The sequence below is a fragment of the Lignipirellula cremea genome (genome assembly GCF_056501455.1).
This window is the reverse complement of the sequence record NZ_CM151415.1, coordinates 3,852,711-3,876,627: the sequence shown is the minus strand read 5'-3', so window position 1 is coordinate 3,876,627 and position 23,917 is coordinate 3,852,711. Positions and strand designations below refer to the sequence as shown.

The 23,917-nt window shown below is 65.8% G+C and carries 19 protein-coding genes; 10 read left to right on the top strand and 9 right to left on the bottom strand.

Annotated features, from left to right (window positions below; genetic code table 11):
• Positions 1–166: 166 nt before the first annotated feature.
• Both SH602x_RS15345 and SH602x_RS15340 read left to right on the top strand, forming a co-directional pair.
• Entirely contained in the window at positions 167–1,636 is a 1,470-nt protein-coding gene (locus SH602x_RS15345) for a right-handed parallel beta-helix repeat-containing protein (protein ID WP_479473140.1), read from the top strand.
• A 22-nt stretch (positions 1,637–1,658) separates the two neighbouring features.
• The gene (locus SH602x_RS15340) at positions 1,659–4,727 is read left to right on the top strand and encodes a PVC-type heme-binding CxxCH protein (protein WP_479473139.1); all 3,069 of its coding nucleotides are present in this window, start codon (positions 1,659–1,661) and stop codon (positions 4,725–4,727) included.
• Between the two features lie 39 nt (positions 4,728–4,766).
• On the opposite strand, the gene SH602x_RS15335 is transcribed toward SH602x_RS15340, so the two are convergent.
• Both SH602x_RS15335 and SH602x_RS15330 read right to left on the bottom strand, forming a co-directional pair.
• A complete protein-coding gene (locus SH602x_RS15335; RefSeq protein ID WP_479473138.1) occupies positions 4,767–5,087 on the bottom strand; it encodes a hypothetical protein in 321 nt (106 codons plus the stop codon).
• Positions 5,088–5,092: 5 nt separating this feature from the next.
• Complete coding sequence (locus SH602x_RS15330) at positions 5,093–5,899, bottom strand: SDR family NAD(P)-dependent oxidoreductase (protein WP_479473137.1); 807 nt, start codon at positions 5,897–5,899, stop codon at positions 5,093–5,095.
• A gap of 193 nt (positions 5,900–6,092) precedes the next feature.
• Here SH602x_RS15330 and SH602x_RS15325 point away from each other — a divergent pair, with 193 nt between their 5' ends.
• Positions 6,093–8,216 carry an FAD-dependent oxidoreductase gene (locus SH602x_RS15325; RefSeq protein WP_479473136.1) on the top strand — a complete coding sequence of 708 codons (2,124 nt, stop codon included), beginning with the start codon at positions 6,093–6,095 and terminating at the stop codon, positions 8,214–8,216.
• 35 nt (positions 8,217–8,251) lie between these two features.
• Complete coding sequence (locus SH602x_RS15320; RefSeq protein ID WP_479473135.1) at positions 8,252–8,956, top strand: 3-keto-disaccharide hydrolase; 705 nt, start codon at positions 8,252–8,254, stop codon at positions 8,954–8,956.
• 51 nt (positions 8,957–9,007) lie between these two features.
• Here SH602x_RS15320 and SH602x_RS15315 read toward each other — a convergent pair whose 3' ends face one another.
• Together SH602x_RS15315 and SH602x_RS15310 are read right to left on the bottom strand one after the other, a co-directional pair.
• Positions 9,008–9,364, bottom strand: a complete 357-nt coding sequence (locus SH602x_RS15315) for a hypothetical protein (protein ID WP_479467522.1) — start codon at positions 9,362–9,364, stop codon at positions 9,008–9,010.
• Between the two features lie 157 nt (positions 9,365–9,521).
• The gene (locus SH602x_RS15310; protein ID WP_479473134.1) at positions 9,522–10,631 is read right to left on the bottom strand and encodes a glycosyltransferase family 2 protein; all 1,110 of its coding nucleotides are present in this window, start codon (positions 10,629–10,631) and stop codon (positions 9,522–9,524) included.
• Between the two features lie 446 nt (positions 10,632–11,077).
• Here SH602x_RS15310 and SH602x_RS15305 point away from each other — a divergent pair, with 446 nt between their 5' ends.
• The 4 genes from SH602x_RS15305 to SH602x_RS15290 all read left to right on the top strand — a co-directional run bounded on the left by SH602x_RS15305 (position 11,078) and on the right by SH602x_RS15290 (position 16,146).
• Positions 11,078–12,490, top strand: a complete 1,413-nt coding sequence (locus SH602x_RS15305) for an SDR family oxidoreductase (protein WP_479473133.1) — start codon at positions 11,078–11,080, stop codon at positions 12,488–12,490.
• Positions 12,491–12,771: 281 nt separating this feature from the next.
• Positions 12,772–13,683: a DUF1559 family PulG-like putative transporter gene (locus SH602x_RS15300; protein ID WP_479473132.1), complete on the top strand. Its 912-nt coding sequence runs from the start codon at positions 12,772–12,774 to the stop codon at positions 13,681–13,683.
• A gap of 47 nt (positions 13,684–13,730) precedes the next feature.
• Complete coding sequence (locus SH602x_RS15295; RefSeq protein WP_479473131.1) at positions 13,731–14,999, top strand: hypothetical protein; 1,269 nt, start codon at positions 13,731–13,733, stop codon at positions 14,997–14,999.
• Positions 15,000–15,042: 43 nt separating this feature from the next.
• Positions 15,043–16,146: a glycosyltransferase family 8 protein gene (locus SH602x_RS15290; RefSeq protein WP_479473130.1), complete on the top strand. Its 1,104-nt coding sequence runs from the start codon at positions 15,043–15,045 to the stop codon at positions 16,144–16,146.
• 384 nt (positions 16,147–16,530) lie between these two features.
• Here the strand turns inward: SH602x_RS15290 and SH602x_RS15285 are convergent, their stop codons facing one another.
• Together SH602x_RS15285 and SH602x_RS15280 are read right to left on the bottom strand one after the other, a co-directional pair.
• On the bottom strand, positions 16,531–17,751 hold the full coding sequence (locus SH602x_RS15285; RefSeq protein WP_479473129.1) for a glycosyltransferase family 4 protein: 1,221 nt from the start codon (positions 17,749–17,751) through the stop codon (positions 16,531–16,533).
• Positions 17,752–17,879: 128 nt separating this feature from the next.
• Entirely contained in the window at positions 17,880–18,863 is a 984-nt protein-coding gene (locus SH602x_RS15280) for a KpsF/GutQ family sugar-phosphate isomerase (protein WP_479473128.1), read from the bottom strand.
• A gap of 470 nt (positions 18,864–19,333) precedes the next feature.
• Between SH602x_RS15280 and SH602x_RS15275 the strand changes: the two genes are divergently transcribed.
• Both SH602x_RS15275 and SH602x_RS15270 read left to right on the top strand, forming a co-directional pair.
• Positions 19,334–20,416 carry a glycosyltransferase family A protein gene (locus SH602x_RS15275; protein ID WP_479473127.1) on the top strand — a complete coding sequence of 361 codons (1,083 nt, stop codon included), beginning with the start codon at positions 19,334–19,336 and terminating at the stop codon, positions 20,414–20,416.
• 68 nt (positions 20,417–20,484) lie between these two features.
• Positions 20,485–20,931: a hypothetical protein gene (locus tag SH602x_RS15270; protein ID WP_479473126.1), complete on the top strand. Its 447-nt coding sequence runs from the start codon at positions 20,485–20,487 to the stop codon at positions 20,929–20,931.
• Between the two features lie 122 nt (positions 20,932–21,053).
• Here the strand turns inward: SH602x_RS15270 and SH602x_RS15265 are convergent, their stop codons facing one another.
• From SH602x_RS15265 to SH602x_RS15255, 3 genes are all read right to left on the bottom strand, one after another.
• Positions 21,054–22,748 (bottom strand): tetratricopeptide repeat protein, encoded by a 1,695-nt coding sequence (locus tag SH602x_RS15265; protein ID WP_479473125.1) that lies wholly within the window; start codon positions 22,746–22,748, stop codon positions 21,054–21,056.
• Positions 22,749–23,032: 284 nt separating this feature from the next.
• A complete protein-coding gene (locus SH602x_RS15260) occupies positions 23,033–23,266 on the bottom strand; it encodes a hypothetical protein (protein WP_479473124.1) in 234 nt (77 codons plus the stop codon).
• Positions 23,267–23,349: 83 nt separating this feature from the next.
• The gene (locus SH602x_RS15255) at positions 23,350–23,865 is read right to left on the bottom strand and encodes an adenine phosphoribosyltransferase (protein ID WP_479473123.1); all 516 of its coding nucleotides are present in this window, start codon (positions 23,863–23,865) and stop codon (positions 23,350–23,352) included.
• Positions 23,866–23,917 lie beyond the last annotated feature (52 nt).

The window sequence follows — 23,917 nt, the reverse complement described above, 5'->3', positions numbered from 1 at the left end:
GCGAGATCGAAGAGCGGAACCGCGAGCGCCTCCAGCTTACGCGACGGAAGATTGCTTCGCGCGTCCCGGGTTCTTACGATAACCTCCATCCCGCCCTTTCGCCTGCCGACCTTTTTCCCTCCCCGATGTCGGCCGGCGCCTCGCGTTCCTTTCGGAGGCGTCCTACGTGCGAAGCGTCCGCCTGGGCACGATCGTCTGTCTGACGATCGCCGCCTGTTCCGCGCAACTCGCTCCGTTCGCCCGCGCTCAGGCGCCGACGGCAGAGTCAACGCCACCCGCGTCGCCCGAGGAAACGCCACCTGCGTTCGCCGACATCAGAGCTTACGGCGCCGTCGGCGACTTAAAGGCTGACTGCACTGCCGCCTTCGAGAGAGCGATCGCGTCCGGCATCGGCGTCGTCCGCGTGCCGAAGGGAACATTCCGTCTGGAGCGCACCGTCGAGATCGACCTCGCGAAGACGGGGCCGATCGCCATCGAAGGCTCCGGCGTCGGTCGCATCCTGATGGCGGGCGCCGGGCCGGCCTTCCGCTTCGTCGGGTCGCATCTGAAGGGTTCGGCGGATCCCGGTTCGTTCGATCCCGGCGTGCTCGAAACGGAGCGCATGCCGACGGTCGACGGCGTGGAGTTCGTCGGGTCCCACGAAGAGGCGGACGCGATCGAAGCGAAGGGCACGATGCAACTGACGCTCACGCGCTGCCGGGTCACGGAGTGCCGGCACGGCGTGCATCTGGTGGAGCGCAATCGCAACCTGCTAGTCAGCGACTGCCACTTCTACAAGAACCGCGGGATCGGCATCTTCTACGACGAAGTCTCGCTCCATCAGTCGAACATCGTCGGCTGCCACATCAGCTACTGCGGCGGCGGAGGGATCGTCTCCCGCGGCGGCGACGTCCGGAACATTCACATCGGTACGTGCGATCTCGAGTCGAACCACTCCGCCGACGGCGAGCCGACCGCGAACGTGCTGATCGACTGCCGGACGTCGCGGAACGGAACCGCCGAGGTCGCCATCGTCGGCTGCACCATCCAGCACCAGTCGAAGGCGCCACAGTCCGCGAACGTCCGCATCCTGGGCCGCGGCGTCACCGATCCGGCGGAAGGGGAATCCCCGGGACCCCTTTCGCAGCAGCAAGGGCGTCGCTGGGGGCACGTGACGATCATCGGGAACGTCTTCTCCGACGTGCGAACCAACGTTCATCTCGACGGCGCCCGGGGCGTCACGCTGCAGGGGAACACGTTCTGGATGGGATACGACGAGAATCTGCTGGTCGAGAACTCGACGCAGATCGTCGTCGGAGCGAACGCCTTCGAGCGGAACCCTGCATACGACTACGGGAACGCGACGACGACGAAGAACGCCGTGATCTTTCGCGACTGCCGGGATTGCACGTTGCAGGGTCTGCACATCCAGGGCGTCGCTGCCGACGCCGGCCTGCTCATCGAACGCTCCAGCCGCATGAACGTCACCGGCTGCACGGTTCTCGACTGCGACGGGCCGGAACTGCTGCTTCGCGAGGTGACCGACAGCCGGGTCAGCGGATGCCTGCTCGCCGACGATCGCGAGACGGGCGAGCGGGGCGTGCTCGAACTGGAGAAGTGCGTCGGCGTACGAACCGATGAGCCGACGGTCGACTAACGATTCCCGCGGCGAAGCAACCATGACGGAGAGGCAGATGCGGAGCGGAATCGCGACCCTGACGGCGCTTTTGACATGCCTGATTCTCGGCGCAGTCGTCGCCGAAGAACGTCCGTCTCATCCGACGATCGACGGACCGCTGACGCCGCAGCAGGCGCCGGACTCGTTCGAGCTCGAACCGGGTCTGCGCGTCGAACTGGTCGCGGGAGAGCCGCTGGTCGACAGTCCCGTCGCGATGGCGTTCGACGAACGAGGGCGCCTGTTCGTCGCGGAGAACCGCGACTATCCCACCGGTCCCAAAGAGGGCGAAGGTCCGGGCGGTCGGATCGTCGAACTTATCGATGACGACGGCGACGGCGTCGCCGATCGAAGGCAGGACTTCGCGACCGGTCTCACCTTTCCCAACGGCATCCTGCCCTACGCGGGCGGCCTGATCGTCACCTGCGCGCCTGACGTGCTGTTCTTCGCCGATCGAAACGGTGACGGCGTAGCGGAAGAGCGCCGCGTGCTGCTCACGGGCTTCGCCACCTCGGGCAGCACTCAGCTTCGCGTCAGTCATCCGACGCTGGGGCCCGACGGGTGGATCTATCTCACCAGCGGTCTCACGGGCGGAGAAATCACCTGCCCCGAACATCCCGAGCGACCGCCGGTCGCGATCAAGCGGACGGATCTGCGATTTCGCTTCGGCGATCTCGTCTGCGAACCCGCGGGAGGCGGGTCGCAGTTCGGCATGACGTTCGACGATTTCGGACGTCGATTCATCTGCTACAACCGCGTGCAGGTACAGCACGTCGTATTGTCGGAAGCGACGCTCGCCCGGCATCCGAAGCTCGCCTTCTCCAAGACCGTGCACGACTGCCCTTCCGAGATGCTGGGCGAACCGCTGAAGGGTCACGGCGCGGCGGCCCGACTCTTCCCGATCAGCGCGAACGTGACGACTGCCGACTCCCACGCCGGCGCCTTCACCGCTGCCTGCGGGGTGCACGTCTATCGAGGCGCCGGTCTGCCGGAAGTCTATCGCGGCGGCGTCTTCTCCTGCGATCCGACGGCGAACCTCGTTCACTTCGATGCGCTCGAACCGAACGGCGCGACCTTCGCGGCGAGACGCACCGCCAAGGAGACCGAATTCCTCCGCTCGAGCGACGGATGGTTCCGTCCCGTCTTCGTCACGACGGGGCCCGACGGCGCGCTCTACGTCGCGGACATGTACCGCCGGACGATCGAGCACCCGGACTACCTGCCGGTCGAAATCCGCAAGCGGACCGATTTCGACTCCGGCAAGGGGATGGGCCGCCTCTGGCGGGTGGTCGACGAACGCCTGTCGACGGAAGAGCGGGCCCGTCGTTTCGCCGACAGCCTGATCCCTCAAGACGCCGACGACGAAGCGCTCGTCGCCGCGCTCGATGCGCCGGAAGGCTGGCGCCGCGATACGGCGCATCGGCTGCTGCGCGAGCGAGACCTCGACCAAGCGACGATCGCGTCGCTGACACGAATCGCCGCAGAGGCGCAGCATCCCGCCGCCGCGGCGCAGGCGCTGGAACTGCTTGACCCGGCGGCGCCAGAGACCACCGAAGCGCTTCTCACCGCGCTCGATCGCCCTTCGAACGGCGTCCGTGAGGTCGCGATTCGACTGCTTACCCCGGCAGTAGGCAAGGATGAGCAGATCGCAAAGGCGCTGGTTGGGATCGATCCTTCAACTCTCGACCCGCGCACTCGGTTCGTGCTCGCGGTCGCGCTAGGCGAGGTCGCCAGAACCGAAACTGCAGTGAACGATCGGGCCGTCGCGCGCCTTGCGGCGATTTACGCCACGGCTGGCTACGACGCCTGGACGCAGGCCGCTGTCCTGAGCGGTCTCTCCGGGCAGGAGATCGCGTTTCTCCGAGACCTTTTGCGCGATACCGCTGAAACGCCCGGACGCGCGACGATCGCCTGGCTCGAAGTCGGTCGCTTTCTCGGCAATGCACTCCCCATGACTGAACGCCGACCCGCGGCTCGACTCGCTCTCGAATCACGCTGGTCAAAGAATTCGGACGCCCTCGCCTTCCTCGTCGGGTTCGGCGACTCTGTCCGTTCGTCGATCCGCGACGTCCGCGCGAAGGATCCGGCGCATCCCCTTCCCGCCGCCGTCGCCTTCGGGCTGGAGGACGAGGCGTCAGCCGACCGTCTCGCCGATCTCGTCAACCGCGCGACGAAGGTTGCGAAGGACGGTATGCTCGACGCCGACGCGCGAGAGATCGCTCTGCGAGCGGTCGGGCTGGGTTCGTACGACGCATCCGCCGAAGCGTTGACGAACGCTCTCGCCGCCTCCAACCCCGCCGCCATCCAGAGCGCCGCGGCCAAGACGCTGACATCATTCGGCGATCCGCGAGCGGGCGAGATTCTGTTCGATCAATCCCGCTTCGCCTCGTACGCCCCGACGCTTCGCGACGAAATTCTCGACGCGGCGCTTTCGGACGCCGCGCTGACGGCCGCGCTAGTCGAGGCGCTGGAAGCTGGCGCCGTGCCGGTCGCTTCGATCGATTCGACTCGCCGGCGCAGACTCGCCGGCGTGCGGGACGAAGCCATCAAGGCGCGGGCGGAGAAGCTCTTCGGCGCCGTCTCAGGCGATCGGGCAGCAGTCTACGAGCGACTGAAGTCTGCCGCCGACGCGCCCGGCGACGCGGAGCAGGGTCGCGTCGCCTTCCGCCGCGAGTGCGCGACCTGTCATCGTCTCGACCGGGAAGGCTACGCCGTCGGACCCGACCTGTTCGGCATCCGCAACCAGCCGAAGGCGGCGGTCCTGCTGCACATCCTCGCGCCCGATCACGAGATCACCGCGGGCTTCGGGGCGTATCAGGTCGTCACCGACGACGGTCGCTCCTTCGTCGGCCTGCTCGCCGCCGATTCGCCCACCTCGGTGACGCTCCGCATGCCGCAGGGGAAAGAGGAGAGCTTCCTGCGATCGGAGATCGAACTCTTCGTCGCGAGCAAGAACTCGCTGATGCCGAGCGGCTTCGAGAAGACCGTCACGGAGAAGGAGTTCGCCGACCTGCTCGCCTACCTCAAGGGCGAAGGCCCTGCCTCGCCGGCTGCCGACGTTTCTTCGCCGTGAACCGCTAGCTCCGTCGAATGATCGGAGAGTTGCAGCCGATCATTCGCCGACGAAGCTGCCGTCGGGCGCCATGATGAACGAATCGGTGACCTGAGACATGTAAACGCTCGTGCCGGGAATCGGCAGGTGAGGGTCGGCGTCCAACGAGCCGAGGACGCGGACGTTGTCACCCTCTTCGTCGTCCCAATAAACGTTGAACTCCATCTGGTAGCCCGTGCCGTCGGAAAACGTTTCCTCGAAGTGCGCGAGACAGTCGCAGATCAGCGTGTACTCGATCTTCGCGACGAGCGCTTCGTAAGACCACGTTCGGAATTCGGCGAGGCGCCGGGCCAACACGAGGCGTTTGTTTTCAATATTCATTCGCTTCACTTCATCACGAAGCCGCCGTCGACGTTGAACTGCTGACCGGTGACGTTCGCGGCGCGTGGCGAGGAGAGAAAGAGCGCCGCGGCGGCGATGTCCTCGGCCGTCTGCCAGCGAGCCAGCGGCACGACCCGGCGGATCTTCTCTTCCGCCCAGGCTTCGTACGAGGGAACCGTGGCGTCGGCCGGCTGCCCGTCTGCCCAGGCTTCGTAGACGCTGCGGTTGAGGTCGGTCTTCACCATGCCGGGGCAGATCGCGTTGACTCGCACGCCGAACGGGGCGAAGTCCTTCGCGGAACACTGCATGAAGTTCAGCACGGCAGCCTTCGCCGCGCTGTAGGGCGGATCGGTCTGCGAGCCCATCTGCCCCGCAACCGACGACAGAAACAGCAGCGACCCCTGCGACGCGATCAGCCCTTCGCGGAACGCATGAGCGACGTGGACGGCGCCGTACAGGTTCACCTCGAACACGCGCGGCCAGCGGGACGGGTCGACGTTCCAGAACGGAAAGCCGAACTGCCCCGACCCGATCCCCGCGGCGTAGACGACCGCGTCGCAGCGTCCGAAGCGCTCCGCGATCGACCGGGCGGCGCTCTCCACCTCGGGCAGCTTCGTGGCATCGACGATCATGCCGGCCAGCGGTCGCCGGCCGGGCGCCCCCGAACTCGCTTCCAGATCCGCCGTCTCCCGCGCGATGTCGCAGACGACGACACGCGCTCCTTCCGCGGCGAAACCCTCCGCGATCGCCCGACCGATGCCCCGGGCGCCGCCGAAAACGACCGCGACGCGATCCTGAAGTTCCAGATTCACGGGGCGGAATAGGGTGAGAGCGCAGGACGCCGGAACGGGAGGGCTCGATTCTATCGCGGCAAGCTCCGGCAGGTCGCGACGTCCGCCGATGGTGACCCGGGCCCGAAAGGCGGTTGTTCCGTCGCCGATGCCGAACGACAATCGGACGAACCTGCTCTTTTCCGCCTCGACGCTTTCCTCCTCCAGGCGCCGTATGTCTCTGTTTCGATCGTCCGCTCGCTTCGTCGCGAGCGTCGCCCTGCTCGCTGCCTGTCATGTCGGTTCGCCGACGTCTGCGATGGCCGCGGACGTCGCGCCCGACCAGAACCAGACCTACGACCTGGTCATCTACGGCGGCACCAGCGGCGCGGTCGTCGCCGCGGTCCAGGCGATGCGGATGGGCAAGTCGGTCGTGATCGTCTCGCCCGATAAACATCTGGGGGGCCTGAGCGCGGGCGGCCTGGGCTGGACCGACACCGGCAGCAAGGCGGTCATCGGCGGCGTCAGTCGCGAGTTCTACGAACGGGTCTGGAAGAAGTACCAGTCCGACGACGCCTGGACCCAGGAAACGGCGAAGCAATACGGCGACTCGCACGTCAGCCCGCCCCTGAAGGAAGGCGGATCGCCCGCGATGTGGGTCTTCGAACCGCACATTGCCGAGGCCGTCTTCGAGGACTTCATCGCCGAAGAGAAGATCCCCCTCGTCCGCGAAGAACGGCTGAAGCGCGACGCAGGACGCGGCGTCGAGATGCAGGAGGATCGCCTCGTCGCCCTGACGACCGAGAGCGGCAAAACCTTCCGCGGCAAGATGTTCATGGACGCTACCTACGAGGGCGATCTGCTGGCCGAGGCGGGCGTCGCCTTCCACGTCGGCCGCGAAGCGAACGCGACCTACGGCGAGAAATGGAACGGCGTGCAGGTCGGCGTTCTGCATCACGGCCACCACTTCAAGAAGCCGGTCGATCCCTACGTGACGCCGGGCGACCCGTCGAGCGGACTGCTCCCGTTCATCAGCGCCGAGCCCCCTGGCGAATACGGAGAGGCGGATCATCGGGTGCAGGCTTACTGCTTCCGCACCTGTCTGACCGACGATCCGGACAACCGCATTCCCTTCCCGAAGCCCGAAGGCTACGACCCGGCGAAGTACGAACTGGCGCTGCGCGTGCTCGAAACGGGCTGGCGCGAAGCGTTCCAGAAGTTCGACCGGATCCCGAATCGCAAGACCGATACCAACAACCACGGCCCCTTCAGCTTCGACCACATCGGCTTCAACTACGACTACCCCGAAGCGACCTACGACCGCCGCGCGGAGATCATCGAGGATCACGTCCGGTACCAGCAGGGCCTGCTGCACTTCCTCGCGTACGATCCCCGTGTGCCCGAGGACGTCCGGGCGAAGATGTCGAAGTGGGGCCTCGCGAAGGACGAATTCACCGACAACGGCGGCTGGCCCCATCAGATCTACGTCCGCGAAGCTCGGCGGATGATCGGCGAGTACGTGATGACGGAGCATGACTGCCTGCTGACGACCGACATTCCCGATTCGGTCGGCATGGGCTCCTACACGATCGATTCGCACAACGTCCAGCGTTACGTGAAGCCGGACGGCTACGTCCAGAACGAGGGGGATATCGGCGTCGGCACGCCCGGCCCCTACCGCATCGCCTACGGCGCCATCGTGCCGAAGAAGGCAGACTGCACCAACCTCTTCGTCCCGGTCGCCGTCTCGTCGAGCCACATCGCGTACGGCTCGATCCGCATGGAGCCCGTCTTCATGATCCTCGGCCAATCGGCGGCGACGGCGGCCGCGATGGCCATCGACGGAAAGCTCGACGTGCAGGACGTCCCGTACGACCATCTGCGCGAACGGCTGATCGCCGACGGGCAGGTCCTGGAACACGAGAGCGGCAAGAGCCTGATCCCCAGCAAGCTCCCGGGCATCGTCGTCGACGATCGCCAGGCGAAAACGACGGGCGCCTGGGCCTCCTCCGCTTCGATCAAGCCTTACGTCGGCGCCGGCTACCTGCACGACAACGACACCGCGAAGGGGGAACTGACCGCCCGCTTCGAGGCCGAACTCGATCCCGGGAAGTACGAAGTCTTCGTCTACTACAGCAGTTCGTCGAACCGCGCCTCGAACGTCCCGGTCGAGCTCGATTTCGGTCGCGAAGGAAAGAAGCTCGTCGTCGACCAGCGTCAGGGGACTTCGGCGGAGCAGCCCGCGAAATCGCTCGGCGTCTTCCACTGCGGCGGAACGACCGCGGTCACGATCGGCAACGCCGGAACCGACGGCCACGTCATCGTCGACGCCGTGCAGTTCGTGCCGATCGAGAAGTGACGGCGGACTTTCGCTTCCCACGCGGACGCCGAGCCATGAAGGTCACCCTCACGGTTCTTGCGGTCGGTCTGACGCTCGCCGCCGGACTTCGCGCCGACGAAGAAGGTTTCGCCTCGCTCTTTCCCGAGCAGGGCGCTCCCGCGGGATGGAGCGTCCGCGCCTGGAACGATCTGGCCCAGCAGGTTCACGGCGCGAAGGCGGCGTGGACGGTGCAGGACGGCGTCCTCGCTTCCGGTCCAGAGCGGGGCAACTGGCTCGTCAGCGACCGAGAGTACGAAAACTTCGAGCTCGTCTACGAGTTCCGTCTGGGACCGCGAGGGAATAGCGGTCTGGCGCTGCGCGCTCCGCTGGCCGGCGATCCAGCCTTCGACGGCATGGAGTTCCAGATGGCCGATCTGCGATACAACCCGGACGCGTTCGATTCGGAGATCACGGGCGGCATCTACAGGGCGCTCGCGCCGACGCGGCAGGTTTATCGTCCGACCGAATGGAACGTAGTGCGGATTCGGCTCGACGGAAGTCGCCTCGTCGCAGCAGTGAACGGCGTCCCGGTGCAGGACGTCGATCTGGCGTCTCAGGCAAAGATCCCGCAGCGACACGATGGATCGCCCGCTCCGCCCCTGAAGGACCGTCCCCGGCGGGGACATCTCGGGTTCCAGAACCTCAGCCGGGACGACTTCGGCGTCCAGATCCGCAACGCCCGACTGCGCGAGCTTCCGGATTCTTCCGAAGCCAGGTAGTCGATCGAGGGACCGCTTTCGACGGAAAGATGGCCGCAGCCGCCCCTCGCTCTAGCCGAACGGATGGCCGGACGGAACGTAGTCCGCCGGCTTTCGGAAGAGAGCTTCCTTGACTTCGAGCAGGTCGACCCAGAACGGCGTGCCGCCGCGAAGCTTGAGCAGGTAGACCGATCCGCGGGCGGTCGGACGCTGGGATCGCCATTCCTCCTGCCAGTCGAGTTGCACCTGCAGCAGCCATCCCTGAACGAAGGAGCCGTCGCGCATCCGCAACCAGATCGTCACCTCGCTCATGCGGAAGGAGTCCATCTCGGACTGCTCGCGCGTCCGCTCCCGCTGCTCGTCTTCGATCTGGTCGCGCAGACGCTTGAGCTCCGCGATCCGTTTCGGATTCCTGGTGAACTTCGGCACGTGACGCTCCGCTTGTCGCTTCCGACCGATCTTCGCGGAGCCTACCGCGCCGCGAAGCCAGTTCGAACCCTCCTGAACGGCTACCGCGAGATCGAAGGCTGTGTAAAGCGATCGCTCAGACGTCAGATGAACGCGTCGACCGCAGCAGACAGGAAGCTCAGAGCGACATCTCGTCGCCTGTCGAACGCGGCGCGTAGGGGCGATAGCCCAGCATCCGCACGTCCCACGGACCGTGAATGTCGTAGTCGATGCCCCGCCAGCGGACGCGGCGGACGAACAGCGACTGCAGGTAGGCGATCAGGTACAGAAACGGACTGACCCCGGTCACGCACCCCTGAAACAGCGCCTCGCCCAGGGTCCGTTCGCGTAGCGGACGACCCATCCGACGGAACAGCCTGGCGACCAGTCCGTAGATCCGCTCGACCAGCACGGCGTTCCCCAGCACGAGGAACGCGAGCGCCAGGACGTATCCGCCCGCGATCGTCCACTCGCCGAAGATCGCGTAAACGACCGCCGCGACGATCGCCGCCGCCGGCAGACCGGCGGCCAGAAGCGCGTGACCGCTCACCAGCATCCAGGCGGGGTGATACAGCCGGGCCGTGAGCAGTTGCCGGGAGCACCAGCTCAGGAAATCGCCGGGCGTGCAGTCCTCGCCGTTCGGGATCAGCAGCGTCGGCTCGAAGACCACCTTCTTCTTGAGGCGTCCCGCTTCCCGGCGAAGCATCGTGTCTTCGCAGAACGCCCGGCCCCACTTCTCCGGCAGGTTCGCTTCTTCGAGGAAGCTGCGGCGCACGCAAAGCGTTCCGCCCCACGGGATGCCGTATTCGGACATCTGCACGATCGCCGCGGCGTTCCAGACCTGCCGGGCGACGGCTCCGAACGACGAACGGGGCGGATCGAACCAGCGGTTCCCGGTGACGACGGCGACCGATTCGTCCTCGAACGGTCGGCATAATCGCGCGAGCCATTCCGAGTCGGGCAGCGTATCGGCATCCAGGAAAGCGACGACCTCGGCCTCTTCAGGCAGATCGCGGCAAGCCTGAACCAGGCTGCTGCACTTCAGCGAACAGCCGGAAAGCGGATTTTGAAGGAATGTCAGATGCGCTCGCCCGTGCTCCAGCGACTCGGTAAGTCCGCTTCGGACCTCCGAAGCAGCCGGATCCGAGGCGTGATCGACGATCAGGCGGATGGCGACGGGTTGATGGGACTGCGTCGCGAGCGCCTCCAGCGTGCGCTTCAGAAAGGGGTCCGAACCCCTCAGACACATGACGACGACAGCGTTTAGGGAAATTTCCCCTTCATTTCGATCGGTAGACGAATGACGGAGAATGCCCCCGAACCGCTCCACGAGCGCCCACTGCACGGCCAAAAAGGCGCCCGCGGCGATCGCAAATCCCATCAAAGCTTGCCAGTGAAACATAGCGGAGCGCGGTTACTGATTGCGAAAGCGGTTCCGGCTAGTTTACGCTCACACTTATCAGTTGCCCGCCGAATCCCCCGCCTTTCCCTATTCTCGCGAACTAAAGTTCAACTCTGCCCCTCCGGCGAGCTGCGCATTTCCCCTAACCGGGAAGCTCCGCGCGATCGTTCGGGTCGCGGCGAAAATGGCTCGAGTCGTCAGAATTTGCTCGTTGAGAAAACGGTGCGAATTACACTGACAGCGACGCGGCATCAGCACCTTGGGATCAAGAGACGCCAGTACGAGTGAGCGCCGTGAAGAACTATCTGCTGTTGACGGGCGCGACCGGTTTGGTCGGGCGTTATCTCCTCCGCGACCTCCTGCTGGACGGTCGTCACATCGCGGTGATGGCGCGTTCGACCGACAAGCAGTCGGCGGCCGAGCGGATCGAGTCGATCCTCGTCCACTGGGAAGAGGAGATGGGCGTCCGCCTGAACCGGCCCGTGGTGCTGGAAGGCGACCTCGCCGAACGGGGCCTGGGCCTCAGCGGCGACGCACGCTCCTGGGTCCGCCGCAACGTCATCGGCGCCCTGCATAACGCCGCGGTCCTGCATTTCCACGGCACGGATCCTGCCGGCGAGCCCTGGCGCACCAACGTCAACGGCGTCGAGGCGTTCATTCATTTCTGCCGCGAATCCGATATTCGCGAGATGGACTACGTCTCGACCGCCTACGTCTGCGGCGACCGCGAAGGCGTCATTCACGAGCGGGACCTGAACGAAGGTCAGGACTTCAAGAACGACTACGAAAAGTCCAAGCACTCGGGCGAGAACATCATCCGCAACGCGGGATGCTGGGATCGCCTGGCGATCTACCGACCCGCCGTCATCGCGGGCGATTCAGTCACCGGCTACACGAGCACCTACCACGGCCTGTACCTGTACCTTCGCCTGATGGCGATGCTGGTGCCGTCGCAGCCGAAGAACGCTGCCGGTCGCCGTTTCACGCCGATCCGCCTGCCGATGACCGGCGAAGAGCGCCGCAACGTCGTGCCGGTCGACTGGGTCTCGCAGGTCATCACGTCCCTCAGCGATTCGCCGAAATCGAACGGCGAGACCTTCCACCTCGCCCCGGACGAGCCCCTCACCCCGCGGCGCATCATCGACGCGGCGTACAGCTACTTCAATTCGACCGGCGTGGAGTACATCGGCTGCGGCAACCTGCCGATGCCCGAGGACCAGACCGAATTCGAAAAGCGGTTCTATTCGGGGATGTGGCACTACGCTCCCTACGAGCGGCTCGACCCGACGTTCGACTGCACGACGTTGCACCGGCTCGCCGGGCACCTCCCCTGTCCCGACATCGACGAAGCGATGATTCATCGCTATCTGAAGTTCGGCGAAGAGGACAAGTGGGGCCGCCGCCGCGCGAAGCCGACGAAGATTTCACGCTGGATTCAGCAGTGGATCGACGATTCGGTTCGCCGCAAGCTCGATCAGCCCTGGCACGCCACGCTCGGTCGCCGCCTGAACGGCACGCTCTCGCATGGCGGCGTCGTCGGCCTCGACGTCTGCGGCCCGGGCGGCGGTCAGTGGACGGTCGAGTTCGACAAGGGTCGCTGCGTCCGCTGGGAACCGGGCCTCACGGCTTCCTGCGAGTACGTGCTGGCCCTCGACGCGGACGAGTTCGCCCCGCTGGCCGAGGAATCGGCTGGCCGTCAAACCTGATCCAGTCGGCCGCCGCTACCCAGACGAAAAATTCGCACGCCACGGAACGGCGCCCTAAGATACAGCGGCTTCGCTCGCGATCGAAGTTTCCGGTCTTCACGCTCCTGGCATACGTCGGGGGCCGGACCTCGGGGGATTAACATCGCCCGCTCAGGAACTTTTTCGCGCGACGAAGCCGTAACGCATTCTGCGTCCGGCCTTTATCATTTGAGGTCGGACGTCCGTTCGCCGGAATCTCGGTTCATACCCGGCGACGTCGTTTCTCAGGAGAGTCCGAACCCATGACCGCTCGTCGTCAAGCCGGTTTCACGCTGGTCGAATTGCTGGTCGTCATCGCGATCATCGGCGTGCTCGTCGCGCTGCTGCTTCCCGCCGTGCAGATGGCGCGCGAATCGGCTAACCGTATGAGCTGCTCGAACAACCTCAAGCAGGTCGGGCTGGCCGTTCACAACTTTCACGACACCCACAAAGCGATCCCGTCGGCGCGACTCCGTGACGGCTATCTGACCTGGTGCGTGCTGATCCTGCCCCAGATGGAGCAGCAGCCGCTCTACGATCAGTTCGACATCTTCCTGCCTTACGCCGCTCAGCCGCAGGCGGCGATCGAGCGAAACGTCGAGGCGTTCGTCTGTCCTTCGCGACGCGCGACCCCCGCCATCAGCATCGGCGAACCGCTCGAAGCCGCCGGCGCTCCGGACGGCGCCACCGGCGATTACGGCGGCAACGCCGGAGACAATCCCGACTGGGCGACCGGCCCGAACGATAACGGCATGTTCGGCGACGGCACGCTAGGCTACGACCCCTCCACGTTTCGCCTGAAAGAAATCAAGCACCGCCATAACTTCGCCAGCGTCTCGGACGGTCTGTCGAACGTGCTCATGATCGGCGAAAAAGCCGTCAGCATCGAATCGATCAATCAGGCAGGCGGCGAAGGCGACGGCTCGATCTGGAACGGCAACTCGCCGGCCTACACCGTTCGCACCGGCGGGCACCTCTTCGGCACGATCGCCAAGTCGATTCGCCTTCCCCCGCCCGGCCCGGGTACCTTCCCGATCTGGGGCAGCGTCCACCCCGGCGTCTGCCAGTTCACGCTCGGCGACGGCAGCGTCCGCCCGATCATGAACACGATCGACGCCCACACGCTCCATCGCCTGAGCGTCCGCGACGACGGCAAGCCGGTCGACAACTTCTGATCCGCACGCCGCTTTCCGGGAGCGCCGTTCGACCGATACGACGAGCCATGACCGACAACCGCGGCCAGGTCTACTACGCCGGCACGGCCGCGGAAGTCGCTCACCACGCGGCCCCGCTGCAGAGCCGCCTGGACGTTCGCGTGGAAGAACCCGCGCGAATTCTGGAACTCGCTCGACCAGGCGACGTCTGCCTCTTTTTCTCCGAGCACTTCGACCGCTTCCGCGAAGCGGTCGGCGAACTGAAGAACCGGGGCGTCGCCACGCTCTACGCGATGGACGGCATCCTCGAGTGGCGCAATACCTGGGAGCTGAACCCGGATTCGCTCTCGTGCCCCTGGACGATGCGTCCGATCCTCAGCCATAAGGTCGCCTGCATCGGCAGAAGCCAGGTGCGCGTCCTCGAGAGTTGGGGGAACGGCGGCAAGTGCGAACTCGTCGGCATCCCCCGTTTCGACGCGCTCCGCGATCGGCGCCCGCGCGAACGTTCGCCCGGCGACCCGTTCCGCGTGCTGGTGATGACCGCGAAATTTCCCGCGTTCACGCCGTCGCAGATGGAACGGACGCTGAAGTCGCTCGCCGACCTGAAGACCTGGTTCGACGAGAACCCGCGGATCGACGGCGTCGCGATCGAGCCGGTCTGGCGGATCACGCACAGCCTGGAAGAGACCCTCGGCGTGCGGAACGACCTCCGCGACCTGACGGGGAAGGATCTCGCGACCGCGCTGGCCAACGTCGACGCCGTGGTCACGACCGCCTCGACGGCCATGCTCGAGGGGATGCTGCAAGGCGTCCCGGTCGCGCTGCTCGACTATCACCATTGCCCCATCTACGTCCCCGCCGCATGGACGATCGCCTCCCGCGAGGCGTTGCCGCGCACGATGCGGGAACTGATGTCTCCGCCGCCGGAGAAGAGGGACCTGCAGCGGTTCCTGCTCGCCGACGCCCTGCAATCGGAGTCGAGCGCGACCGACCGGATGGTCGATCTTCTTCTGGCGATGGGCCGCGAGGCTCAATCCGCCGCCGACGCGAATCGTCCGCCGGTCTTCCCCGCCCGGGTGCTGGACGGCGAAGAATCGACGACGCCGACGATCTCCGCCGCGTCGCTTGCCTTCGCGAAGAACGCCGGCGACACGACGGCGTCGCCCGAGGTTCTCGCCCTGCAGGCCGATCTGGCCCAGGCCCGGCGGGAACTGAAACTCGTCCGGGGCGAACTGGCCCAGGCCCACGCCATCCTCCACGGACTGCAGACCCACCCGATTACGGGAACGTTCTTCAAAGCGGGCCAGGTCCTGAACCGCGTCTTCCGAAAACGCTGAGCCATCGACTGCGATCGCCGCGACGCCTCGAACGAACCGCCTGATGAACGCCGCCCCTCCTCTCCCGCGTCCGCAAGACCCGCGCATCGTCGTGGCCGGCGACGACAATTACGTGATGGGGATGGCGGTCACGCTGCGCTCCGCGGTCGAACGACTGGATCCGGAACGAAGAGCGTTCGCTTACGTCCTCGACGGCGGCATCTCGGACGCCAGCAAGGAGAAACTGCGCCGGTCGCTCCCGGCGGATCGCGCCAGCCTGGAGTTCGTCGCGATCGACCGTTCCCGGCTCGCGAAGCTGCCGATCTCGCACCATGCCAACCACTGCATGTACCTGCGGATCCTCTCGGGGGAGGTGCTCCCGCCTTCGATCGAGCGGGCGATCTATCTCGATTCCGATCTGCTGATCGTGGACGATCTCGGCAAGTTGTGGGACGAACCGGTCGGCGACGACTGGGCGCTCGCCGTGCCCGAGACCTCCGCCCCGGTGATGGACGCCACGCTGACGCTGCCCCGCTGGCGCCGCGCGGCGCCCTACATGGCCAGCCTGTTTCCCGTCCCGAACTATCGCACGTTCGAGATCGATCCCGCGGCGCCCTACTTCAACTCGGGCGTTCTCGTCCTGAACCTCAGCGCGTTCCGCGAGCAGCGGCTGGCCGAGCGCATGCTGAAGATCCTCGACGAGCATGGTCGCCACGCCTGGTGCTGGGACCAGTACGCGCTCAACGTCGCGCTGACCGGGCGCTGGCGCCCGCTGCCGTTGCGGTGGAATCAGGGCTCGATCGTTTACGACATTCCCGACTGGACCTTCAGCCCGTTCGAGGCCGAGCCGTTCGAGTCGCTGAAGCATGATCCCGCGATCGTGCACTTCACGACCGGGATCAAACCGTGGCATGCCACTTGCCGGCACCCGTTCCGCGAGAAGTTCTTCGAGACGCTCGACCGGACCGCCTGGGCCGGCTGGCGTCCCACGCCGAGCATCAAGCAGACGCGGAAGTACTGGTTCCTGCAGTTCTGCCTCCGGGTCGAACGGGCGACCCGCCGCGTCTGGGCGAAGGCCCAGAAGCGCACTCCGATCGAGTCCGAGATGACGGCGGTTAGCAAGGAATCGGTCGCGACGCCCGCTTCGGCGGCGCTGGAACGACGCTGAGCATCAGCTTCCAAGACACGGAGTGCTGACACCCTCCGCTCGCCTGGGACTTCTGACGCCGCTCGCTACGCAGGGCGCGAAAGAAAAGTGTCGCCTTCTCAGGTGGACAGCGCGTATCGTTCTGTCGGCGGGGATAAGCGCCGGCCCAGGCGTCGCGGTCGAAATTCTAGATACTCGACCCTCGACTGGCCCACGACGACCGCGCGCCCCCGCCAGCCGACGTCGGCCTTTTTCGTACACCTCTGAGAAGTCGAACTGCCAGATTGATTCGTGGTCCGCGGCTGGCATGCCAGCCGTGCCGAATGGAGCACGTCGCACGCACGGCTGGACGAGCCAGCCGTGGCACACGAACGATGCCGACTGACGAAACGCTCTTCGAAAACGCTATCGCTTCGCCGCCTCGCGAAGCAGCGAGAGAACTTCGCCGTACGCGGCCTCCGGAGAGAACGTCTTCCGCGCGAAGTCGCGGCCCGCGCGCGCGAACGCGTTAAGCGCTGCGGGATCGCTCGACCAACTCACGATCGCTTCGGCGAAGCGATCTGGCTCGTCCGCGACGACGAACGCGGCGCCGCTGCCTGCTTCCATTCCGGCGGCGCCGACCGTGGTCGTGACGAGGCTCTTGCCGTAGGCGAGCGCTTCGACGTTCTTGATCTTGAGCCCGGCGCCGAAGCGGACGGGGTTCGCGGAAACGTCGATGCGGGAATAGAACTCGCTCAGGTTCGCGACGCGGCCCAGGAACGTCGTGCGCGAAGAGCGGTGCGACTCGCGAAAGCCTTCCGTCGCTTCGCCGGCGAGAACCAGACGGACCGCGTCGCCGCACGCCGCTTCAATCCGCGGCCAGATCTCTTCGAGCAGAACCTTCGCCGAATCGAGGTTCATCGCCCCGCCCGAACCGATGAATCCGACGCAGAGCGGACGCAACGCGTCGAACGCCGCGGGAAGCGACGGACTAATATTCGCAACGCCCTCAGGCAGCTCGACCGCATGCGGCGCGAGCAGCACGCGTCGACCGGGCAGCATGGCCTGCAACGTCTCCCGTTCGACCGGCTGAATGGCCAGCGTCGCATCGAAGGGCGTCAGCGCCTGCGACTCTTCCTGGCGATCGATGGCGAGCCAATGCGAGGCGCCCGCCTGGGCATGGCGCTCGGCCCGCTGCCACATGACGTCATGCGTATCGATCAGCCAGGTCGGACGTCGCTCCGCGGACAGCAGCGCATCGGCCTGCTGCAGGTAGGCCAGATGAACGTATTCGACGAGCGCCCCATGAAAGCGCTTTTCGTTCATCCACTCGGCCAGCGCTTCGACCGCTTCGCCCGAGTAGAAGTCGGCGAGTTTCTTCGGAGTCGACCCCGAGGCTGACGCGGTCGACCCCGTCGCTGACGCGATCGACCCGCGAACCCTGGCTGCGGCGATGTTCAGTGCGTTCGCCGTCCCTTTCCAATGCTTCGACAGGAAGCCGGAGAGCCCTCGCGGCGTCGGTCCCGGCGTATGCGGCAGGCGCCTCGCTTCGACGATGCCGAAGGGCGCGAAGTCGGCGGGAAAGGGGTCGTCCGCCAGGTAGGCCAGGCTCCACTGCACGCCGGAGTTCGCCAGCGAGCGAACCATCGCCTCGATCCGGCGGTGCGATCCGCGCTCCAGTCGCCAGAACGGAACGCTCGTCGCAAGGAGCACAGCGACCGGCGATTCGGGCGCAACGATCGGATGCTCAGACGCTTCGGTCGGCGACTCGGGCGTCACGCCAGTCCCGCCCGGACGAGATCGTGCAGATGAATCGCGCCGACGACGCGATCCGCCTCGTCGAGCGCCGGCAGCACGGTGATCTTCTTCGACTCCATCAGGTGGAGCGCTTCGGCGGCCAGCGCATCGGCCTGGATCGTGCGGGGCGAGCGAGTCATCACGTCGTCGATCGGCTGCTCGAGGGCCGAGCAGTCCCGCTCCAGCGTTCGCCGCAAGTCGCCGTCGGTGTAGACGCCCGCGAGCGTCTGGTCCTCGTTCACCACGAACGCGGCCCCGAGCGTCTTGCTCGTCATCACGACCAGCGCCTGCTTCAGGAGCGCCCCGGGACGCACCGCCGGAATGCGGTCGCCGCGATGCATCAGGTCCGCCACGGTCCAGAGCAGCTTCCGCCCCAGGTTCCCGCCCGGATGAAACAGCGCGAACTGCTCCCGGCTGAAGCCCCGCCGGGCGACGATCGCCGAGGCGAGCGCATCGCCCATGGCCAGGCACGCGGCCGCGCTGGCGGTGGGAAGCAGATTCAGCGGATCGGCCTCGCGTTCGACGCTAATGTCGATCACGACATCGCTGTAACGCGCGAGCGAGCTGGCCGCGTTGCCAGTCAGCGATACGACAGGAATCCCGAAGCGTTTGACGTGCTCCATCAGCACGACGACTTCTTCGGTCTCGCCGCTGTTGGAGAGGGCCAGCAGGACGTCGCCGTCGCCGAGGATGCCGAGGTCGCCGTGAATAGCCTCCGCCGGATGGAGGAAAACCGAAGGGAGCCCGATGCTGCAGAACGTGGCGGAGATCTTGCGACCGATCCAGCCCATTTTGCCCATTCCCGCGACGATCAGGCGACCGCGGCAGGCATCGAGCGTTTCGACCGCGCGGAAGGCAGGTTCGCCGACCCCGTCATGCAGGCGCTGCAATCCGTCCCGTTCGGCGAGGATGGCCGAGCGGATCGCCTGCAGGGTCGATTCGCGGTCGGTGGCGGCAGGCATGAGCGTTTCGGTCGCGAGTGCGTGTCGCACTGACAATGTAGCGTTCCCGGCGTCTTGAATCGTTGCGGAAACAGCGCACAAGCCGCTACCGTTTCGCGAGTCTCGGCCTACGGGCAGAAGCGGGCGGCTGGCGCGGTCGGATCGGCTTTTCGATCCCGACTCGAAGGATTCGGAAATCGCGGACAAGGCGGCGGTTCTCCCGGGCACAGGGCGCTTCCCCGGAGGTCGGGCGCTCCTGTTTTCTGCGAATCCGAACGCGGCGGGAGCCTTAGCGCCCCGCGTCCAGAGTACTTCGACCGAGATACCGCGCCGGGGAGATTCGGGGCAAGCCGAGTCGCGAGCAGCCGGTCCAGGCGGCGTCTTACGCAGGATCCCTACATCCAGCGAGTCGGACGCCTGACTTGCGGGAAATCGGACTCAAGAAAGAATGCCGCCGGGACGCTCCGGACGCCAGATTATAATCGGGCGACTTGTCTCCTCCGACCTGGAACTCGCGGCTCGCCGACGATCCGCAACTCCGCCTGACGACGCGAGGCCCGTTTTTGTCCGCTGACGCTCCGAATCAGGCCGCCGCGTCGAGCTCCGAACGGGGCGAGACGCCGCTCGCGACGCTGTTCGCCCTGCCGAAGGCCTTCCATGGTCACGTCGGGACGATCCAGCGAAACGCCGTGAGCAGTTGGGCCGCGCTGGGTCCGCAGGTCGAGCCGCTGCTGTTCGGCGACGACGAGGGCACCGCCGAGGCCGCCGCCGAGTTCGGCGTGACCCACCACCCCGACATCGCGCGGAACGAGAAGGGCACCCCCCTGCTCGACGACCTGTTCCGCAAAGCCCACCAGCGCGGACGGGGAAAGTACCTCGTTTACGTCAACGCCGACATCGCCCTGTTCGACGACTTCGTCGAGACGCTCGCGGCGCTCGACGAACTGATGCAGGAGCCGTTCCTGGCGATCGGTCGCCGAACCGACGTCGATATCGAGGTTCCGCTCGACTGCCGCAAGACCGAGGAGCGGGAGGACCTGATTTCCATCGCAAGGAAGACCGGGTCGCTCGCGCCGGCCGTCTGCAAGGATTACTTCGTCTTCCCGCGGGGACCGTACGAAGAGATTCCCGCGTTCGCGATCGGAAGGGCTAACTGGGACAACTGGGTCGTCGCCTCGGCGCACGAGCGCGAACTCCCGGTGATCGACATCACCCGCCGAGCGCTCGCCGTTCACCACAATCACGACTACGCCCATCTGACCGGCGGACGCAAGGAGGCCTACGTCGGCGGAACCGAGGCGGAGTCCAACCGCCGCCTCGCCGGCGGACGCAACCTGGCGGTGGGCTGCGCGGCGAACTACATCCTGGGACCTCGCGGTCTGCGGAAAAAGGGCGTCGGCTGGCGCTACGCCACGTTCGTCGCCGACCTTCCACGCTTCAGCGGCCTGCTCTGGAACATCTGGTTCGGTTCGGCCGACGCGGGCAAGCTTCCCGAGCGCGTCGCCGCTGGATCGGCCGCGCCGGACGTCGCGATCGGCGCCGCATCGCAGGCGGAACCCGTCTCGCCTCGCTGAGGCAGGGGTCGATCGCTCTCCGGCTCTTTCGACTTCGTTCCTTCGTTTCGCTCACGATCCTCTCCGTCATGCTCAGTCGTCCGCTTCGCTTCTGCATCGGTTCGCTGCTCGCGGCAGGGGCGACGCTCCTCGCCGGCTGCGGCATGGGCTATTCGCTCCAGGCTTCCGAATGGGGGCCGAAGATTCAGGAGGCCGCGACCAAGCTGCAGGAGGTGCAGGTCATGGCGTCGAAGCCTGCCGCGTTCTTCGGCGCTCCCGCTTCGCAGAAGGCGGCGCTCGCCAAGCTGGACGAGGTCGACGCGATGCTGACGGCCATCGAATCGGAGTACCCGGACTCGCCGCCGAGCTATCACGATTACCTGGAAGAGGGCATCAACGAGATGCAGGCGGCGATCGTCGTCGGCCGCGAAGGGATCGAGAAGAAGAACCTGGCCAAGCTGGAACAGTTCCGCGAACAGGCGAACGCCGCCGGAACGAAGCTCTCCACCTGGGGACAGAAGGCCCAGGGCCAGTAAGGCGTTCCACGACTGAATGTCGTGCGGGCACGAGACCGGGTCACATAAACGCGTAACGAAAAAGGGAGAGCGACGATTCGCTCTCCCTTTGTTCGTTTTCGCGATGCGTTCGGCGTCGGCGCTTACAGGTCGAAGTCGTCTTCGCCCGGGATCTCGACGTCGGGCTTCTCTTCGGTCTGCTGAAGCTCGCGGACCGGCTCCTTCTTTTCGTAGGAGTCGACTTCCTTCTGGAGCTGCGACCGCATCTCGTCGTCTTCGGCCATCTCGACGGCCTTCTTCGACCACTCGAGCGCCTTCTCCCAGTCGCCGTTCTCCGCGTAAGCGGCGCCGAGCGTGCTCAGGATGTGGGGCTTCTTACCTTCGGTGACTTCGACCGCCTTGAGCGCGAATTCCAGCGACTTTTTCGCGTCCCGGATTTCGTCCTTCGGCGAGGTGGCCAGCACCCAGGCGTAGTTGTTCAGCGCCCCTTCGTGCTTCGGATCCTGCTCCAGGATCTTTTCGTAATCGGGCAGCGCCTTCTCTTGCTCGCCGATGCTCAGGTAGGCGTCGGCCCGTCCGCGCAGCGCTTCGATGCTGCCCGGTTCGAGTTCCAGCGCTTCGGTGAAGAGTTCGATCGCCTTCCGCGGCCGATCCGAAGCGTTGTAGTAGAGCCCAAGCTGCATCTTCCAACTGATTTCGCCCGGCGCCGAATCGACCAGCTTCTTCATGTCGATGATCGCAGCGTCCCACTTCTCCTGACCGGCGTTCGCGATGCTGCGAAGCAGGAGCGCCTGCACGAGACCGGGCTGCGCGGTCAGCAGCTTGCTCAGGTCGGCTTCCGCTTCGGCGTAGCGTTCCTGCTGGATCGACATCTCCGCCCGCGTCAGCCGGGGGAGGAGCGCGTCGGGCGCCAGTTCGACCGCCTTGTCCATCGCGGCCTTGGCTTCGTCCTTTTTGTCCTGCGCGAGCAGCAGCTTCGCCCGCATGATCTGCAGTTCGGGGCTCTGCGGCGCCTTGTCGATCACCTTCTGCAGGACCGATTCGGCTTCGTCGAACCGTTCGAGCTGGAACAGCGCCTCGATCGAGGCCTGCAGCGCGGGCAAGTTGTCCGCGTCCGATTCGAGCACCTTCTGGAAGTCGGCCAGCGACTTCTCGAACTCTTCCGACTGCGCGAGCAGCATTCCGCGCATCAGCAGCGCCTTGGCGTTGCTGTCGTCGATGGCCAGGATCTGGTTCAGATCGGCGATGCGCTGGTCATCCTCTTCGGCGAGCGCGATGCGGACGAGAAGGGCTTCGACCAGCTTCTGCGTATCGTCCTTCGCGAGCCGGACCGCTTCGTCGACCGACACGAGCCCCTCTTCGCGATCTCCGCGCGGAAGCGCGTTCAACTTCGCGATCAGCAGATGGGCGTCGTATTGGTCCTTGTCGACCTCGATCGCCCGCACGAGCAGCTTGAGCGATTCGCGACGCAGCCGGGGCCACTCCTGCGGAGGAGGCGACTGCTCGGTGATGCGATTGGCCATCTCCTCCGCCTGCTGGTACAGCGACGACGTCAGGAGTTGCTTCGCGAAGGCCGTGTTCTCTTCGTCGAGTCCCTTCTTCATCGCCGACTCGACCAGTTCGACGACCTTCTTCAGGTCGTCGCCGGTTCGGGCGGTGATCTTCTGCTGGGTGGCCGCGTCGAGATCGGCCTGACCCTCCTGCGCATGGACGGAAGCGCCGCCCAGGAGACAGGCGGCAAGCGTCGCAGCCGAACAGAATCGCCTGACGGTCGTCCAAGATCGCCGGGCGACAGCCAGAGATTGCGGAGCGCCGGCCTGAAAGCGTGACAAGGCCATAGGTTCGCCTTTCGTCGGAAGGTGAGCGTGCAGCCGAAGCGCTGGCGTCCCGCGGGTTCGCTGAACGGGCGTCGGGGAGAGCGATTCGGAAGGTCGCGAGAAGGCGAAGAGCGCCTCGACGCCGTTCTATTCCGCAACGACGACGGAGCCCCTCGACTCTTCCTCTCTTCGTCATTCTATCGAACCCGCCAGCGGTAGCCTATCGCGTTTCGACGGCGATGAAGGGCAGGTTCGATGCCGATCGCAGGCCCGGGCTATCGAACGACCGCGATGCCGGCGGCGATCTAGAGGGCGGCCAGGAAGGGTCGCAGAAAGTAGGTGACCGGCGAGTACGCCTGGATCAGAAATGACTCCATGCCGTCCGGCAGGGAGAAGAACAGCCGGTCGTCGAAGAACAGCGAGTCGACCACCAAAACCGCGAAGAGCCCGAAATACGCCAGCGCCGGAAGGACGACGAAGAACGCCGCCAGCAGGCATCCGATCGTCTGCGTCCTCGCGGTCGGTCCCTGCCGATGCATGGCAGGGATTTCAGGTTCTGCGCCGTCGAACGCTGGAGCTTTCTCATCCGACGGCGTCATGATTCGAGCGCTCCGCTCCGAGCTCAGTCGTACACCACCAGAGAATGGATCGGGTGGGGCGAAAGCTTGGCCGCCCCCTTAAGCGATCGCAGTTCGATCACGAAGGCGCAGCCGACGATCTGGGCCTGCGTCTGTTCGAGCAGCCGGCAGCAGGCTTCGACCGTGCCGCCGGTCGCCAGCAGATCGTCGACGATCAGCACCCGCTGCCCCGCCTCGATGCCGTCGACGTGGACCTCCAGCTTGTCGTGTCCGTATTCCAGTTCGTACTCGTGGGCGATCGTCTGGAAGGGAAGCTTCCCCGGCTTTCGCACCGGCACGAACGAGACGCCCAGTTCGAGCGCCAGCGGAGCGCCGAAGATGAAGCCACGCGCTTCGGCGGCGACGATCGCGTCGATCTGCTGGTCCTGATAGACCCGCTTGAACTGGTCGATCGCTTCGCGGAACGCCGGCGGATGCTTGAGCAGCGGCGTGATGTCCCGGAACAGAATGCCGGGCTGCGGGAAGTCCGGGATGTCGCGGAGGTACTTCTTCAGATCCATGGAATCCAGCGAAACGCGGGCAGGAAGACGATCGGCAGCGTTCGCCGGGATG